This window comes from Nocardioides luteus, from assembly GCF_015752315.1.
Taxonomy (GTDB): Bacteria; Actinomycetota; Actinomycetes; order Propionibacteriales; family Nocardioidaceae; genus Nocardioides.
On record NZ_JADOVJ010000001.1, the window covers coordinates 2,869,597 to 2,886,076 of the forward strand.

General features: G+C 72.5%; 11 protein-coding genes. 4 read left to right on the forward strand and 7 right to left on the reverse strand.

Annotated elements, in window-relative coordinates; genetic code table 11:
• Positions 1 to 96: 96 nt before the first annotated feature.
• Positions 97 to 2,811, forward strand: a complete 2,715-nt coding sequence (locus HD557_RS29005) for an ATP-binding protein (RefSeq protein WP_196874273.1) — start codon at positions 97 to 99, stop codon at positions 2,809 to 2,811.
• Positions 2,812 to 2,848: 37 nt separating this feature from the next.
• Here HD557_RS29005 and HD557_RS13875 read toward each other — a convergent pair whose 3' ends face one another.
• Both HD557_RS13875 and HD557_RS13880 read right to left on the reverse strand, forming a co-directional pair.
• On the reverse strand, positions 2,849 to 3,877 hold the full coding sequence (locus HD557_RS13875) for an alpha/beta fold hydrolase (RefSeq protein WP_196874274.1): 1,029 nt from the start codon (positions 3,875 to 3,877) through the stop codon (positions 2,849 to 2,851).
• Between the two features lie 145 nt (positions 3,878 to 4,022).
• Positions 4,023 to 4,457 (reverse strand): Ohr family peroxiredoxin, encoded by a 435-nt coding sequence (locus HD557_RS13880; RefSeq protein ID WP_196874275.1) that lies wholly within the window; start codon positions 4,455 to 4,457, stop codon positions 4,023 to 4,025.
• 201 nt (positions 4,458 to 4,658) lie between these two features.
• Between HD557_RS13880 and HD557_RS13885 the strand changes: the two genes are divergently transcribed.
• Complete coding sequence (locus HD557_RS13885; RefSeq protein WP_231380285.1) at positions 4,659 to 7,367, forward strand: helix-turn-helix transcriptional regulator; 2,709 nt, start codon at positions 4,659 to 4,661, stop codon at positions 7,365 to 7,367.
• A 113-nt stretch (positions 7,368 to 7,480) separates the two neighbouring features.
• Complete coding sequence (locus HD557_RS13890; protein ID WP_196874277.1) at positions 7,481 to 9,061, forward strand: tannase/feruloyl esterase family alpha/beta hydrolase; 1,581 nt, start codon at positions 7,481 to 7,483, stop codon at positions 9,059 to 9,061.
• Positions 9,062 to 9,122: 61 nt separating this feature from the next.
• On the opposite strand, the gene HD557_RS13895 is transcribed toward HD557_RS13890, so the two are convergent.
• Positions 9,123 to 10,241: a sterol desaturase family protein gene (locus tag HD557_RS13895; protein ID WP_196874278.1), complete on the reverse strand. Its 1,119-nt coding sequence runs from the start codon at positions 10,239 to 10,241 to the stop codon at positions 9,123 to 9,125.
• A 228-nt stretch (positions 10,242 to 10,469) separates the two neighbouring features.
• Between HD557_RS13895 and HD557_RS13900 the strand changes: the two genes are divergently transcribed.
• Entirely contained in the window at positions 10,470 to 12,767 is a 2,298-nt protein-coding gene (locus HD557_RS13900) for an FdhF/YdeP family oxidoreductase (RefSeq protein WP_196874279.1), read from the forward strand.
• A 143-nt stretch (positions 12,768 to 12,910) separates the two neighbouring features.
• Here the strand turns inward: HD557_RS13900 and fdhD are convergent, their stop codons facing one another.
• Genes fdhD through HD557_RS13920 form a run of 4 tightly spaced genes read right to left on the reverse strand, consistent with a single transcriptional unit; the run spans position 12,911 to position 16,465 of the window.
• Positions 12,911 to 13,747: a formate dehydrogenase accessory sulfurtransferase FdhD gene (gene fdhD, locus HD557_RS13905; protein WP_196874280.1), complete on the reverse strand. Its 837-nt coding sequence runs from the start codon at positions 13,745 to 13,747 to the stop codon at positions 12,911 to 12,913.
• Entirely contained in the window at positions 13,735 to 14,967 is a 1,233-nt protein-coding gene (locus HD557_RS13910; protein ID WP_196874281.1) for an MFS transporter, read from the reverse strand. The genes fdhD and HD557_RS13910 overlap by 13 nt, the downstream gene beginning before the upstream one ends.
• Positions 14,964 to 15,968, reverse strand: coding sequence for a cation diffusion facilitator family transporter (locus HD557_RS13915; protein ID WP_196874282.1), 1,005 nt, complete (start codon positions 15,966 to 15,968; stop codon positions 14,964 to 14,966). The genes HD557_RS13910 and HD557_RS13915 overlap by 4 nt, the downstream gene beginning before the upstream one ends.
• Positions 15,965 to 16,465 (reverse strand): CBS domain-containing protein, encoded by a 501-nt coding sequence (locus tag HD557_RS13920; RefSeq protein ID WP_196874283.1) that lies wholly within the window; start codon positions 16,463 to 16,465, stop codon positions 15,965 to 15,967. The genes HD557_RS13915 and HD557_RS13920 overlap by 4 nt, the downstream gene beginning before the upstream one ends.
• Positions 16,466 to 16,480 lie beyond the last annotated feature (15 nt).

A 16,480-nucleotide genomic window follows, 5' to 3' on the forward strand; every position in this document is an offset into this window, starting at 1 on the left:
AGGTGCCCCACCTAGTCCTGCCCGGGTACCCAGGACCAGGTAGGAGGCCGTTCGAGCGCGGAGCGGGCGCCGGAGCCGGTTCCTAGACTCACCACCGTGCTCATCGGACGAGAGGCCGAACAGCCGGTCGTGGACCAGCTGTTCGCCGGAGCGAGGATCGGCCGCGGTGGTGCCCTGGCGGTCCTCGGCGAGCCGGGCGTCGGCAAGACGGCGCTGCTCGACGATGCGCTCGAGCGTCTGGAAGGCGTCCGCGTGCTGTACGCGACCGGTACGGAGGCGGAGCAGGACCTAGCGTTCGCCGGGCTCCACCTGCTGCTCCGTCCGGCGCTCCCTCTCCTCGACGCGCTCCCCGCCCCGCAGGCGGCCGCGCTGAGCAGCGCACTCGCGCTCGAGACGGCGACCGCCGGCGACCGGTTCGCCATCGGCGCAGCCACTCTCGCGCTGTTGTGCCGGTACGCCGAGCAGGCTCCGATCGCGGTCGTCGTCGACGACCTCCAGTGGCTCGACCGCCCGTCGGCCGAGGCCCTCGCCTTCGCTGCCCGCCGGCTCGACGCGGATCCCGCCGTCGTCCTCCTCGCCGGCCGATCGGGAGCGTGCGACGGCCTCGTCGACGGCCTCGACGTGCTGGAGCTGTCAGGCCTGGACCCGGTGGCGTCGGGTGACCTCGTGCGGTCTCTGGAGGCCGCCCCGCCGACCGAGGAGCAGGTGGCCCGGCTCTTCGCCGCGACCGGCGGCAACCCTCTTGCCCTTCTCGAGCTCGGCCGCAACATCGAGCTCCTCGACGACCGGGCCCCGGGGCTCCCGCCCGCGCTGCCCGCCACGCTCGCGGCCGCCTTCTCCCGGCGTCTGGCCGAGCTCGACCAAGGATCCCGGACCGCCCTGCTCGCCGCCGTGGTCACCAACGGCGACCTCCACCTCACGGGAGAGGTCTGCAAGCGGCTCGGTCTCGACGTCTCCGGTCTCGGTGCCGCCGAGCGGGCCGGGCTGGTCGTGGTGACGAGCAGCCGCATCGACGTACGACACCCGCTCGTCCGCGCGGCCGTGTACGCGGAGGCCGACGAGACTCTTCGCCGGGCCGTCCATCTCGCCGTGGCCGACCTGCTGCCGGACGACGCGGAGCGTCGGGCGTGGCACCTGGCGGAGGCGACCTGGGGTCCCGACCCGGAGGTGTCGGGGCTGCTCGAAGCCGCCGCCGACAGCGCGAGCGCCCGCACGGCGTACACCGTCGCGAGCACCGCCTACGAGCGCGCGGCGCGGCTCAGCACCGACACCGACCGGTGGCACGTCCTGCTCTGCGAGGCCGCCGAGGCAGCCTGGACCGGAGGGCTCCACGACCGAGCGGTCGCCCTCCTCGACGAGATCGACACCCGGCACGTCCCGGACGGCACCCGCTCGCGCACGCTCCGGATCCGGGCGCAGATCGCGGCACGGAGCGGGTCCGTCGCCGACGCGGTCCGCATCCTCGAGCGCGCGGCGCCGGACGCGCCGACACCCGACGACACCGTGTTCCTCCTGGCCGAGGCGCTCCACGCTGCCTTCTACCTGGCCGACGCGGCGGTGTCGACGCGCCTCGCCACCGCGCTGCTGGACGCGGTCGCGGCGGCCGAGTCGCCCCGCGCCCGGGCCATCGGGCTCGCCGCGGCGGGGATGGCGAAGGTGCTCAGCGGCAGCGGAGGGTTGGAGGAGATCCAGATGTCGGTGCCGCTGCTGGCCGCGCACGCCGACCCGGCCGAGCACCCCGAGGCGCTGCCGTGGCTGCTGACGACACCGTTGTTCCTCCGCGACGCGGAGACCGGTGCCAACCTGCGCCGGATCGTCGACGACGTCCGGTCCCGGATGGGCGTCGGCCTGCTGCCCAACGTCCTGTTCCACGTCGCCCGGGACCAGGCGACGTCCACCGCCTGGTCCCGGGCCGCAGCCAACTACGAGGAGGCGATCCGGCTCGCCCGGGAGACCGGTCAGGGCACGGACCTCGCCATGTCCCTCGCCGGGCTCGCCTGGCTCGAGTCCCGACAGGGCCGGGGCGACGCCTGTCGGGAGCATGCGACCGAGGCCGTCCGACTGTGCACCCAGCGGGGCATCCGCATGGGCGAGGCCTGGTGCCTCTACGCCGTCGGCGACCTCGAGCTCGCGGAGGGCGATCCCCGAGCCGCCACGAAGACGTTCCTCGACCTCTCGCGACGGCTCGACGCGTGGGGCATCGCCGACCCCGACCTCTCCCCCGGCGCGGAGCTGGTGGATGCCCTGCTCCGCCTCGGCCGCCCCGCCGACGCGGAGGCCGAGGCCCGGCGGTACGCGGCCGCTGCACGCGCGAAGGGTCGGCCCTGGTCGATCGCGCGGGCGCACCGGGCGCTGGGAACCGTGGCGGACCAGCGGTCCTTCGACGAGCACTTCGAGGCGGCCCTCGAAGGTCACGCCGACACCCGTGACCTCTTCGAGGCCGCGCGGACCCACCTCGCGTACGGCGGCCGGCTCCGGCGCGCGGGACGCCGCGTCGATGCCCGCGCACACCTGCGTACCGCGCTCGAGTCCTTCGACGACCTCGGGGCCGACCCGTGGGCCCGGACCACCGCGGCCGAGCTGGAGGCGACAGGCGAGAAGGTGGCGCGGCGGGAGGCGTCGGGAGCGGCGTCCCTGACACCGCAGGAGCTCCAGGTGTCGTTGCTCCTGGCCGAGGGCCGCACCACTCGCGAGACCGCGGCCGCGCTCTTCCTCAGCCCGAAGACCGTCGAGTACCACCTGCGGAAGGTCTACACGAAGCTGGACATCCACTCCCGCGCCGAGCTCGCCGAGCAGCTCCTCGGTTCGTGAAGGTCACCCCTCGCCCTGCGGAGGCCTCATGTCGACCTCACAGCCTGTCCGCGTCGAGGACCGCGCGGGCGAAGTCGTCCGGAGCCTCCTGCGGGACGTTGTGCCCGATGCCCGAGAAGGTGCGGTGCTCGTACGGCCCGGTGAAGTGGTGGCGGTAGCCCGCTCCGTCGCCGGGCGGGGTGAAGGGATCGGCGGCCGGGTCGATGGTGATCGTCGGGACCGTGATCGGTGGGGCCGCCGCGAGCTTGCGCTCCAGGGCGTCGTAGCGGCGGGCGCCGTCGGCCAGACCGAGGCGCCAGCGGTAGTTGTGGAGCACGACGTCGACGTAGTCGGGATTCTCGAACGCCGCGGCCGTGCGGAAGAAGGTGGCCTCGTCGAACGCCCAGGTCGGGGAGTTGAACCGCCACACGAGTCTCGCCAGGTCGGTGCCGATCGTCGGGTCGGCGAGACCCTTCGCGCCGCGCTCGGTGGCGAAGTAGTACTGATACCACCAGGCCCACTCGGAGGCCGCCGCGATCGGGTTCCGTTGGGCCTCACGGTTGGTGATCAGGTAGCCGGTCACCGACACCAGGGCCTTCACGCGCCGGGGCCAGATCGCGGCGATGATGTCGCCGGTCCGCGAGCCCCAGTCGTAGCCGGCGATCACGGCCCGGTCGATCCCCAGGGCGTCCATGAAGTCGGTGATGTCGAGGGCGACCCGGGACTGCTGGGCGTTGCGGAAGGTGTCGGGCGAGCGGAAGGTCGTCGTGCCGAAGCCGCGGAAGTACGGCACCAGGGCCCGATAACCCCGGCGAGCCAGGATCGGCGCGACCTCGGCATAGCTGTGGATGTCGTAGGGCCAGCCGTGCAGCAGGATCACCGGCTGACCGTCGCGCGGCCCGAGGTCGACGTACCCGACGTCGAGCTCACCGGCGTCGATCTGCTGGACGTCGGCGAAGGAGGTGCTCGCTCGTCCGGGGCGAACCGGCCGGGCGTACGCCGCCTCCCCCGTCGCCGCCAGCCCGGCCGTCGTCGTCGCGGCCAGGCCGACCGCCTTGGCAAAGGTCCTGCGGTCCATCATGGTCATCTCGCCTTTCGCTCGGTGTCGGGGACGTGGTCATCCCCGGAACGGGTTCGGGCCGTCGAACCAGCCCAGGGCCGCGTACGTGTCGCGGAGAAGTGCCTGGGCGGCCCGGGCGAGCGCGTCGCTCGGCTCGGGCCGCCACTCGGCCTCAGGCGACGCGGGCGAAGAAGTCGACGTCGACATTGCCGGTGATCGCCTTCGAGTACGGGCAGATCTGGTGGGCGCGCTTGGCCAGCGTGCCGATGGTCTCCTCGTCGAGCCCGCCGACGACGATCTCGAGCTCGGCGCTGAGGAAGAACTCCTCGGTCGGGTCGGTCGTCTCGGCGTGGTTGAGGGTGACGTTCGCGGTCACCTCGATGCTGTCGAACCGGATCCGCTCCTCGGCGGCCGCCCGGCGGAACGCACCCATGAAGCACGCGGACCAGCCCGCGGCGAAGAGCTGCTCGGGGTTGGTGGCGCCACCGGCGCCGCCGAGCTCCTCGGGGATGGCAAGCCCGAGATCGATGAGGCCGTCGGTGGAGGCCAGGTGGCCGCCGTTGCGGCCCTCGCCGGTCACGGTCACGGTGCCGGTGTAGTTCGCCATGTCACGTCTCCTTGTGGGTTCTGGGTGGGTTCCGGGTGGGTTCTGGGTGGGGTTCTGCGTGGGTGTTGCTCGGTGATGTGACGACTTTCGCCCGGGACTCACGGGCCCGGCGCCAGGGAGACCCACTGGTCGACTCCCTGGTCGACCCGGGAGAATGAAGGGGCTGCACTGGTGATGACCGACTCGAGGTGTCGATTGAAGATGGGGATGCCCGCCCTCCAGGGGCGGCAGGCCGAGCAGGAGGCCCTGGACCGGCTGATCCGCGCGGTCCGGGCGGGAGAGAGCCGGGTGCTCGTCCTGCGGGGTGAGGCCGGCAGCGGCAAGACGGCGCTGCTCGACTATCTCGCCGATCGTGCCGGTGGCCGGGTGATCCGTGCCGCGGGCGTCGAACCCGAGTCGGAGATCGCCTACGCCGGCCTGCAGCAGGTCTGCGCTCCCCTGCTGGACCATCTCGACCGGCTCGCCGAGCCACAGCGTCAGGCGCTCTCCACCGCCTTCGGGCTCAGTGCCGGCGATCCCCCCGAGGCGCTCGTGGTCGGGCTCGCGGTGCTCGGGCTGCTGGCCGAGGCCGCGACCGACCGGCCGCTGGTGTGCGTCGTGGACGACGTCCAGTGGCTCGACCGGATGTCGGAGGTGATCCTCACCTTCGTCGCCCGCAGGCTCGACGCGGAGTCGGTCGCGCTCGTCTTCGGTGTCCGCAGCCCTGACGACGAACAGCTGCTGCCGGACCTTCCCGAGCTCCGGATCGAGGGCCTCGCGGACACCGATGCCCGGCTCCTGCTCGAGTCGGTGCTGCCCGGACCCGTCGACGCCCGGGTCCGCGACCAGATCGTCTCGGAGACCCGCGGCAACCCGCTCGCCCTGCTCGAGCTGCCCCGGGGCCTCACCCCTGCGGAGCTGGCGTTCGGGTTCGACGGCCAGAGCGCCAAGCCGGTCGCCAGCCGCGTCGAGCAGGGCTTCCAGCGGCGTATCGCGGCGCTCCCCGACCAGACCCGTACGCTGCTGCTGGCCGCGGCCGTCGAGCCGGTCGGCGACGTCACCCTGCTGTGGCGGGCGGCCGAGCGACTGGGGCTCGACCTGGACGCCGCCGCGCCGGCCGAGGCGGCCGACCTGATCTCGATCGGGAGCCGGGTCCGGTTCCGCCATCCGCTGGTCCGCTCGGCGAGCCGGCGCTCGGCCGGGCCCGCCGCCGTCCGAGCGGTGCACCACGCCCTCGCGCAGGTGACCGATCCGGCGCAGGATCCCGACCGGCGGGCCTGGCACCGTGCGCACGCGGCGATCGGCCCGGACGAGACCGTCGCCGCCGAGCTGGAGGAGTCCGCCGACCGGGCGTTGGCACGTGGCGGACGCGCCGCCGCGGCCGCGTTCCTCGAGCGGGCGGTCGAGCTCACCACCGACCCGGCCAGACGAGCCGGGCGCGCCCTGGCCGCGGCCGAGGCACGGTTCGCGGCGGGTGCGCTCGCGGAGGCCACCCAGCTGCTCGACACCGCCGAGATCGGGCCGCTCGACCCTGCCCAGCTCGCCCAGGTGCAGCGTCTGCGCGCCCGGCTGGCGTTCGCGCTCAACTCCGGACGCTCCGTGGTGCCGCCGCTGCTCGAGGCGGCCGGCCGGCTCGAGCAGCTCGACGAACGGCTGGCCCGGGAGACCCACCTCGCCGCGATCGCCGCCGCGATCAACGCGGGGAGGCTGGGCGGCGACGACCTGCGCCGAGCGGCGCTGGCCGGTCGTGGCGCCCCGCGTGGCGAGGACGTGACCGGTCGTCTCCTGACCGGGCTGAGCACCTGGGTGCTCGACGGTCACGCCGCCTCCGTGTCGTTGCTCGCCGACGTCGTCGAGGACATCGGGATCGAGGACGATCTCGAGCTGGCGTGGCTGTCCAGTGCGGTGACCCACGAGGTCTGGGACGCCGAGGCCTACTTCGGGCGCTCGGCGGACCTGCTGGGCCACGCCCGGGCCAGCGGTCGGCTGTCGTTGCTGGGGGCCACGCTGAGCTTCCGTGCCACGGCCCTCATCCACGCCGGGCGCTTCGAGGAGGCCGCGACGGTCCTCGACGAGGCCGAGGCTCTCGGTGCCATGGTCGGCGCGCCGCCTCATCCCGCGAGCGCGGTGATCCTGGCCGCCTACCGCGGGCGTGAGGAGGAGGCGACGGCCGTCATCGACGCCAGCGTGAGCTACGCGCGAGCCTCCGGGGTCGGCTGGAACCTGGGGGTGGCGGCCTACAGCCGGGCGGTGCTGTGGAACGGTCTGGGTCGCTACGGCGACGCCCTCGCGGCGGCGCAGGAGGCCGTCGAGTTCGAGGACCTCGCGGTGATGCAGTGGGCGCTGGCGGAGCTGGTCGAGGCGGCGGCGCGCAGCGGAGCGGGCGAGGTCGCGGCGGCCGCCCGCGACCGGCTCGTCGCGCGCACCTCGGCCGTCGACTCGCCGTGGGCACGCGGCACGGCGGCCTACGCGGACGCACTGGCCGACACCTCCGGGGAGGCGGAGAAGCACTTCCGTACGGCGGTCGACGAGCTCACCGCGGCGGGCATGACGGTCCACGCGGCTCGGGCCCAGCTGCTCCTGGGCGAGTGGCTGCGCCGGGAGAACCGTCGCAACGAGGCACGTCAGCAGCTCCAGGCGGCTCACGAGCTGTTCGCCGGCGTCGGCGCCGAGGGGTTCGCCGGGCGAGCGGCCCGGGAGCTCGCGGCGACGGGCGGCGTGGCCCGGACACGTACGCGCGGAGCCGAGGTCGAGCTCACCGCCCAGGAGGCCCAGATCGCGCGGCTGGCCGCGGCGGGACGTACGAATCCGGAGATCGGTGCCGTGCTGTTCCTCAGCCCGCGGACGGTCGAGTGGCACCTGCGCAAGGTCTTCACCAAGCTCGGCATCTCCTCGAGACGGGAGATGGCTGCGGCCCTGCGCGACCAGTGAGCCTGGCACCGGCCAGGGTGCACCCCAGGGCATCACCCTGGCGCCGGTCGGGCACCTGCTCCGGGAGTCTCCTCATGTGCCCGAACCGAGCGGGCCGATGACGAGGAGAGACGATGAAACGACTGCTGCTGGTCGTCGCCGGACTGCCGCTGGCGGCCGCGCTGACGACGGCGCATCCCGGCGCCGCCGCTGCCGAGAAGCCCCCGGCCGTGTCCGGGAGCGCGACGCCCCGGAGCGCCGGCTGCGAGGCACCCGACCTCATGCCGCCGCGGGATGCGCGGATCGTGTCGGTCAGCGCCACCGCGAAGCCGGGTGGCACCTTGACCTATCCGCCCCAGCCCGGAGCGTCCGAGCCGCCCCCACCGGTCACCGGCGTGCCGTCCTACTGCCAGGTGGACGTGACCCTCACCCACGGGACGGCCGGCGACCGGGAGCTGATCCAGGTCTGGTTGCCCACGACCGGCTGGAACGGCCGCTTCCAGGCCCTCGGCGGCAGCGGCTACCTCGGCGGCGACTTCGGGCCGAGCCTGCCGACCGCGGTCAAGGCGGGGTACGCCGTCGGCACGACCGACGCCGGTGCGACCCCGACCACCGGCTTCACCGCCGACTGGGCCCTCACCGACGACGGCCGCGTCAACACCACGGTGCTGAAGAACTTCGCCGAGCGCGGGCCGCACGAGCTGGCCGTCCTCGGCAAGGCGATCACCAAGGACTTCTACGGCCGTGCCGCGCACCACGCGTACTGGAACGGCTGCTCGACCGGCGGACGCCAGGGCTACATGGAGGCCCAGCGACACCCGGGCGACTTCGACGGGATCCTCGCTGCCGCCCCGGCGATCTCGTGGGACCGCTTCGCCGTCGGCGACCTGTGGCCCTACGTGGTGATGAACGAGGAGGACAACCACCTCTCGCCCTGTGAGCTCAACGCCTTCACCGCCGCTGCCCGGGAGGCTTGCGACAACGACGACGGCGTCGTCGACGGGATCGTCGGCGACTCCATCTCTTGCGACTTCGACCCGGCGTCCCTGGTCAGCGAGAAGGTGCTGTGCGACGGCCAGGAGCTGACCATCACTGCTGGGGACGCGGCCGTGGTCGAGAAGATCTGGGGCGGCCCTCGGGCTGCCGACGGGAAGCGACTCTGGTTCGGCCTGACCCCCAGCGCCGACCTCGGCTACCTGGCCGGCCCGGCGCCGTTCCCGGTGGCGTCCTCGTGGGTGCAGAACCTGCTCGTGAAGGACCCCTCCTTCGACGTCTCCACCATCACGTACGCCGACTACGAGCGGCTCTTCGCGCAGTCGGTCGAGGAGTACCACCAGGTCATCGGCAGCGACGACACCGATCTGTCAGGGCTGCGTCGCGCCGGCACCAAGCTGCTGACCTGGCACGGCGGTGACGACCAGCTCGTCCCGCTCGCGGGCACCCTGAGCTACCGCGACAAGGTCGCACGCCGCTTCGGCGACATCGACGACTTCTACCGCGTCTTCGTCGCCCCCGGCGCCTCGCACTGCCAGGCCGGAGTCGGCCCCGCGCCGAAGGACCCGCTGGGCGCCCTGGTCGCGTGGGTCGAGAAGGGCCACGCCCCGGCCACCCTGGCCGCGACCTCGGTAGCCGCCGACGGGACGACCGTCGAGCGTGACATCTGCCTCTACCCGAGGACCAGCCACCTCAGCGGGGGCGCCGTCACCTGCCGCTGACCGGAACCCACCTGCGGCCGGAGCACTCTGCTCCGGCCGCAGGCCGTTGGCGTATGACCCGTCAGCGGACGTACTCGTCGAAGGTCCGCTGGCCGAGGAACGGGGCGACGTGCTGGGCGAGGATCCCGACCGGGACGGTCTCGCGCTTGAGGACGCCGTACTCCTCGGGCCAGCTGCCGTCGCGGGGCAGCTTGAAGGAGCCCATCAGCATGTCGATCACCGGCAGGTGGATGGCGTAGTTGCGGTCCCAGTAGTCGAGGTGCCGGGCGTGGTGCCAGTGGTGGTAGCGCGGCAGCACGATCAGGTACTCGAGGAAGCCGAACCGGATGCCGAGGTTGGCGTGGGCGACGACCGCCTGGATGCCGACGAGCACGGCGTACGCGTTGACGACCGAGGTCGAGAAGCCGAGGAACAGCAGCGGCAGCAGCACGATGCTGCGGGTCAGCACGGTCTCGACGAAGTGCACCCGGGAGCCGGCCAGCCAGTCGAGCTCGGGGCTGGAGTGGTGCACCGCGTGGAAGCGCCACAGCACCATGATCCGGTGGTAGCAGCGGTGCAGCACCGCCTGAGCGAGGTCGGCGAGGAAGACCGCGAGCAGGAACGCCGCCACGAACGGCAGGTCCTGGATCCAGCCTTGGATGCCGGGGACCTTCACCGTCGAGACCACCAGCGAGGTCGAGGTGGTGACCAGGATCAGGATGAGCTGGACGAGCACGTGGCTCATGAAGAAGTAGCACGCGTCGGTGCGCCAGCCGGGCCGGAAGACCGGCACCGGGCGACGGGCGAAGGCGTGCTCGAGCGGGATGAAGACCAGCGCGGAGAAGAACAGGGCGAGGACGAACCAGTCGAGGCCGAGTGAGAAGGGCGTGTCCTTCACCGGGCCGTCGAACGGGACCTCGGTGCCGCCGAGCAGCACCGCCACGGTCGCCGTGCCGACACCGGTGAACGCCATCCGCTTGTGCTGGTCGCGCAGCACCGCGATCGTTCCGGCGAAGAAGGCCGCAGCCAGGCCGATCAGCAGCAGCGTACGGGCGAAGTCCTCGGTGTAGATCGCGCGGAACTCGCGGCTGGTCAGCAGCTCCGGGAAGTGGAAGCAGAGCGCCGTGGCAAGGCTCAGGACGCCCAGGAAGCACGAGGTGGCGGGGGCGAGCAGGTGGTGGCGCAGCAGGGACGTGGACATGCCAGAAATTCTGGCCTTCGGCGCGCTGTCGGCGCCTGAGCCGGGGTACTCAATTCGAGCTCGCGCTAGGCCCGGGTTGTCGCCGGCGACCGCCCGCGCTGTCGCCTCCGACACGATCGCGCCACCGGGCCTGTCGCCGCTCGCGACGGCGGCCCGGCGGGGTTAACGTCGACAACGAGGCGAGGCCGCCCGGCGCGCCCGCGGCGACGACATGCACAGGAGCGCGAGATGGTCGACCAGGACACCTCCGGCCAGGGGCCTGCCCCCGCAGGTGAGTGGAAGCAGCGCGACTACCACCATCCGGCGGCCGGCTGGGGCGCGGCGACCTCGGTCATGAAGGTGCTCTCCCGCGAGCACGCCATCGCCTCCGGAACCAGGGCGATGTTCAAGATGAACCACGAGAACGACGGGTTCGACTGCCCCGGCTGCGCCTGGCCCGACGACATGAAGGGGCTCAAGCTCGACCTGTGCGAGAACGGGATGAAGCACGTCGTCTGGGAGATGACGAGCAAGCGTGTCGACCGTGACTTCTTCGCCGCCCATACCGTCACCGAGCTGGAGGGCTGGTCCGACTTCGAGCTCGAGGACCAGGGCCGGCTGACCGAGCCGATGGTCTACGACGAGACGACCGACCGCTACGTGCCGATCTCCTGGGCCGACGCGTTCGCGCTGGTCGGCTCGTCGCTGCAGGCTCTTGACTCCCCTGACGAGGCGGCGTTCTACACCTCGGGCCGGCTCGGCAACGAGGCCACCTTCCTCTACCAGCTGTGGGCGCGTGAGTTCGGCACCAACAACCTGCCCGACTGCTCCAACATGTGCCACGAGGCCTCGGGGCGTGCGCTCAAGGCAGCGCTCGGCACCGGCAAGGGCACCGCGGACCTCAAGGACTGGGAGACCGCCGAGGCGCTCTTCGTCTTGGGCGTCAACGCCGCCTCGAACGCGCCCCGGATGCTCACCGCGCTGACCGAGGCGTACGACCGCGGCGCCCAGATCGTGCACATCAACCCGCTGGTGGAGGCTGCGGCCCGCAAGGCGATCATCCCGCACGAGTTCGTGGACATGGCGCTCTTCAAGGCCACCCGCACCAGCACCCTCAACCTTCAGGTCCGTCCCGGTGGCGACCTGGCGCTCCTGCGCGGGATGGCCAAGGCGCTGCTCGAGGAGCACCGCACCGACCCGAAGGCGCTCGACGTCGAGTTCATCGAGCGCTACACCACGGGCTTCTCGGAATACCGGTCGCTGGTCGAGGCGACCTCCTGGGCCGACCTGACTCGCCAGGCGGGGCTCAGCGAGGCCGACATCCGCAAGGCGGCCGCCGTCTACTCCGCCTCCGACCGTACGCTGATCAGCTGGTGCCTCGGCGTGACCCAGCACGAGCACGGTGTCGACACGGTGCGCGAGATCGTCAACGTGCTGCTCCTGCGTGGCAACCTCGGCCGGGAGGGCGCCGGCCCCTCCCCCGTACGCGGCCACAGCAACGTGCAGGGCAACCGCACCTGCGGCATCGACCACAAGCCGACCGGCGAGTTCCTCGACCGGCTCGGCGAGGTCTGCGGCATCACCCCGCCGCGCGAGCACGGGCTGGACACGGTCGGCGTCATCAGGGCCACGAACGAGGGCCGGGTCAAGGTGTTCGTCGGCATGGGCGGCAACTTCGTGATGGCCGCCCCCGACACGCCCTACACCGCCAGCGGCCTGCGTAGCTGCGACCTGACCGTCCAGGTGAGCACCAAGCTCAACCGCAGCCACCTGGTCCACGGCCGCACGGCCCTGATCCTGCCCTGCCTGGGCCGCACCGAGAAGGACCACCAGGCCGGCGGCCTCCAGGAGACCTCCGTCGAGGACTCGATGAGCATGGTCCACCTCTCCCGCGGGATGAAGCGGCCCGCCTCGCCCCACCTGCTCTCCGAGCCCGCGATCATCGCCGGGATGGCGCGGGCGACGCTGCCCGACAGCGCCACCCCGTGGGAGTCATGGGTCGAGGACTACGACCGGATCCGCGACGTGATGGCCAAGGCGCTGATCGGCTTCGAGGACTTCAACCGCCGGGTCCGACTCCCGCTGGGCTTCCGGCTCAAACAGCCCGCTCGCGAGCTGGTCTTCAACACGCCGTCGGGCCTGGCGGAGTTCGCCGCGACACCGCTGCCCGACGTGATCCCGGCCGAGGACGACGTGCTCGTGCTCCAGACGATGCGCTCCCACGACCAGTGGAACACCACGATCTACTCCGACGACGACCGCTACCGCGGCATCAAGAACCTGCGTACGTTGATCCTGATGCACGAGGACGACATGCGCTCGCGCGGGATCGCCGAGGGCTCGCTCGTCGACATCGTCGCCACCTCCAAGGACGGGAGCGTCCGGGAGCTCCGCGGCTACCGTGCGCTGCGCTACGACCTGCCCCGCGGTAGCGCCGCGGGCTACATGCCGGAGATGAACGTGCTCATCGGGGCCGCCGACTACAGCGTCCAGAGCGACCAGCCGCTCATGAAGAACGTGAAGGTCCGGGTCCTCCCGAGCAGCTGACGCCCGCTGGTCGAGCCGCGAGGCCGCCTGCGGCCGAGCGTGTCGAGACCAACACAGTCTCCTCGAGCGCGGAGGGGACTGTGTTGGTCTCGACACGCCTCCGCCTAGCGGCTCCGGCGGCTCGACCAGCGAGGCGGCAGGGATCAGCCGACGGGGACGGCCTCGATGCGGTCGGTGCCTGCGTAGATGTTCATCGAGGATCCGCGCAGGAAGCCGACCAGGGTGAGGCCGTTGTCGTCGGCCAGGTCCACGGCGAGCGACGACGGGGCCGAGACCGCCGCGAGCAGCGGGATGCCGGCCATCACGGCCTTCTGGACGAGCTCGAAGGAGGCCCGGCCGCTGACCATCAGCATGCTGTTGCGCAGCGGCACCAGACCCTCGCGCAGCGCATGACCGATCACCTTGTCGACGGCGTTGTGGCGGCCGACGTCCTCGCGTACGCAGAGCAGGTTGCCCTCGGCGTCGAAGAGTCCGGCCGCATGCAGGCCGCCGGTGCTGTCGAAGACGCGCTGCGCCTCCCGCAGCCGCTCCGGCAGGACGGTCAGGAGCTCGGGCGTGACCCGCAGGGTGTCCTCGGCGACGGACCAGGCCGAGGACGTACGCACCGCCTCGAGCGACGCCTTGCCGCACAGGCCGCACGAGGAGGTCGTGTAGAAGCTGCGCTCCAGGGAGGCGTCGGGCGGCGGGACGTGCGCGGCCAGGCCGACGTCGACCACATTGTAGGTGTTGCCGCCGTCGGCCGTCGCACCGGCGCAGTAGCGGACGCTGGCGACTTCGTCGGCGGAGTGCACGACGCCCTCGCTGACGAGGAACCCGACCGCCAGGTCGAAGTCACCGCCGGGGGTGCGCATCGTGACGGTCAGCGGCCGGCCGTTGACCCGGATCTCCATCGGCTCCTCGGCGGCCAGCTTGTCCGGCCGTCGCGAGACGACGCCGTCGCGTACCCGCAGCACGGGCCGTCCCACTGTCACTCGTCCCATGTCAGCTCCTGTCGTGCGAGGTCGGGTCGTGCGGGGTCCTGGTGGGGGTGCCTGGCCGCGTGTACGGCGGCACCGATGAGCAGTATGAAGCCGATCAGGGCCAGGCCCCCGAGCAGTTCAGGATAGGACGCGGACCTGGCCATGACCGCCAGCAGCAGCGGGGCGAGAAAGCCGCTGTGGGCGACGCCCTGGAACAGCGCCGAGACCGTCGGCAGGGCGCCCGCCGGGGCCAGCCGGCCGATCTCGGCGAGCCCCGACTCCAGGGTCAGGCCGTAGCCGGCACCGAGGAAGACGGCCGCGGCCAGGACCAGCAGCGGCGAGACCTCCTCGATCGCCAGGGCACCGAGCAGGAGCCCGACGACCACGGTGCCCATGGCCACGAGGGTCGCGCGGGCGCTTCCGGGCCGGTCGATCCGGGCGGCCAGCGGCTGCACCGCGAGCCCGACCAGCAGCGTGACCGCCGCGACCAGGCCGCTGAACAGCGGCGCCTGGTCGCGGACGCGGTCGAGGACGAACGGCGGGAGGACGACGTAGGAGACGGTGACGGCCGCGAAGATCGCCGGGCTGGCCGGCAGCACGATCCCCACGAACCGTGGGTGGGTGATGGCCGACCAGCGATCGCCGGCGGGCGCCGTGGGCGGTGGCCCGGGGATGGCGCACATCTCCGGGATCCGGGCGGTGAGCGCGAGCACCAGCAGCGAGAAGCCGCTGTGCACCAGGCACGCCACCACCGACGGCGCCGGGAGCCAGGCGGCGAGAGTGCCTGCGAGGAGCGGCCCGAGGGCGAAGCCGGCGCCGGTGGCGTACACCGCGAACCGGGCGCCGCGGTCGGTGCCGGGCGACAGCGAGCGCAGCCACGCGGCTCCGGCCGAGACGATCAGGCCCGCCGCGACCCCGGTCGCCAACCGGCTCGTGAAGACGGCCTCGGCCGAGACCTCCGCCAGTGCCAGGAGGAGGCTTGCGGCGGCGGTGAGGGCCAGGGCGATGCGTACGACCCGGCGGTGGCCGAACCGGTCGGCGGTCCGGCAGCCGAGGAGCAGGGCCGGGACCAGGCCGGCCAGGTAGGTGGTGAACACCAGGACGACCGACATCGTCGACCAGCCCGCCTCGAGCCGGTAGACCACCGAGAGCGGCGTGAACTGGTTGGCGCCCCAGCCCGCCGCCACCAGGGCCGCGGCGACCAGGACGCGGTGCGGCCGGGCCAGGTCCTGCGGCGTCACCTGGGTCTCCTGCCGTCCTGCGCCTCCTGGCGATACCAGTCCGGCAGCTCGTCGGGTCGCAGCTCGGTGGCGTTGCCCGGGCGGCTCAACGTCAGCACCGCCCGCTGGATCTCGGGATGCTCCTCGAGCGCGTCGGAGATGGCGGAGAGCCGCGTCGCGACCTGTGACTCCGGTGCGTCGCCGACCAGGTCGATGGCGGCGACGAGGTAGATCCGGTCGGCGCCGACCCATTCGGTACGCAGGTAGCTCACGCTCTGCACGTCCGGGTGGTCGCGCAGCCCGCGGAGGACACGGTTGCGGGCCAGCGGGGTGATCTCCTCACCGGTCAGGAAGTCCATGTTGCGACTGATCAGGAAGAGCGCGACCACACCGAGAAGGATCCCGACGAGGATCGAGCCGACCGCGTCCCAGACCGCGTCGCCGGTCAGCTGGTGCAGGCCGAGGCCGGCCGCGGCGATGAGGATGCCGACGATCGCGGCCAGATCCTCGGCGAAGACGGCCCGCAGCATCGGGTTGGAGGTCAGGCGCACGTAGCGCAGCGGGTGCACCCGCCGGGTCCGGGCGCCTGCCCGGGTCTCGCGCCAGGCCTGCAGGAACGAGGTGCCCTCCAGGACGAGGGAGATCGCCAGCACGACGTAGGCCCAGCGGTAGTCGGTGGCTTCCTCCCCCGTCTTCCCGAGCGACTGGATGCCGTGCCAGACCGAGACCGCGGCGCCGACGGTGAAGAGCCCGAACGCGGCGAACATCGACCAGACGTACGCCACCCGCCCGTAGCCCAGCGGATGCCGCTCGTCCGGCGCGACCCCGGCACGGCGCGCCCCGACGAGGAGGAAGACCTCGTTGCCGGTGTCGGCCCAGGAGTGCGCCGCCTCGGCGGCCATGGAGGCCGAGCCGGTCAGCGCGGCGGCCACCGTCTTCGCGACGGCGATGAGGAGATTCGCGCTGAACGCGATGATCAGCGTCAGCGCGCTCTCGTTGCGGCTCGCGGCAGGCTCCGTCACGACCGGGGGACGCAACCTCTGCCGGCCGGCTCCTGGGCCCGCGCCCGGACACCGGCGTCGCAGCAGAAGCCCCGGCCGCTGCGCTTCAGGCACAGCAGACCGACGCACCGACCGTCCGCGACCACCGCGAGCCGACGGACGCCGACACCGGTCATCCAGGTCCACGTCGACCACAGGTCCGCGCCGGGTTCGACGGTCCGGCCCGACAGCGTCCCGAGGGCGCTCGCCGGTTCGTCCTCACGCGCCCCGACGAGATCGGAGCGCTCGACGACGGCGAGCAGCCGGTCGCCGTCGCAGACCAGCGCGGCGTGGACGTGGTCGTCGAGGAAGAGCTCGCGTACGTCGCGACCGGTCGCCGTTGCCGGGAGCAGCTTCGGCAGCCGGACCATGGCCTCGGCCACGGTCGCCTCGCCCGGCGCGTACGCCAGCCGACCGCCGCCGAACTCGACCACGTCCGCGTCGCGGGAGGTGGACTCCTCGATCTGGGTGAAGGTCACCTGTCCTCGTCTCGT

Excerpts from the sequence above, each read along its gene's own strand:
- fdhD (WP_196874280.1), bottom strand. The coding sequence starts at position 13,747 with ATGGGACGAGTGACAGTGGGACGGCCCGTGCTGCGGGTACGCGACGGC.
- HD557_RS13895 (WP_196874278.1), bottom strand. The coding sequence starts at position 10,241 with ATGTCCACGTCCCTGCTGCGCCACCACCTGCTCGCCCCCGCCACCTCG.
- HD557_RS13885 (WP_231380285.1), top strand. The coding sequence starts at position 4,659 with ATGGGGATGCCCGCCCTCCAGGGGCGGCAGGCCGAGCAGGAGGCCCTG.
- HD557_RS13875 (WP_196874274.1), bottom strand. The coding sequence starts at position 3,877 with ATGACCATGATGGACCGCAGGACCTTTGCCAAGGCGGTCGGCCTGGCC.
- HD557_RS13890 (WP_196874277.1), top strand. The coding sequence starts at position 7,481 with ATGAAACGACTGCTGCTGGTCGTCGCCGGACTGCCGCTGGCGGCCGCG.
- HD557_RS13880 (WP_196874275.1), bottom strand. The coding sequence starts at position 4,457 with ATGGCGAACTACACCGGCACCGTGACCGTGACCGGCGAGGGCCGCAAC.
- HD557_RS13900 (WP_196874279.1), top strand. The coding sequence starts at position 10,470 with ATGGTCGACCAGGACACCTCCGGCCAGGGGCCTGCCCCCGCAGGTGAG.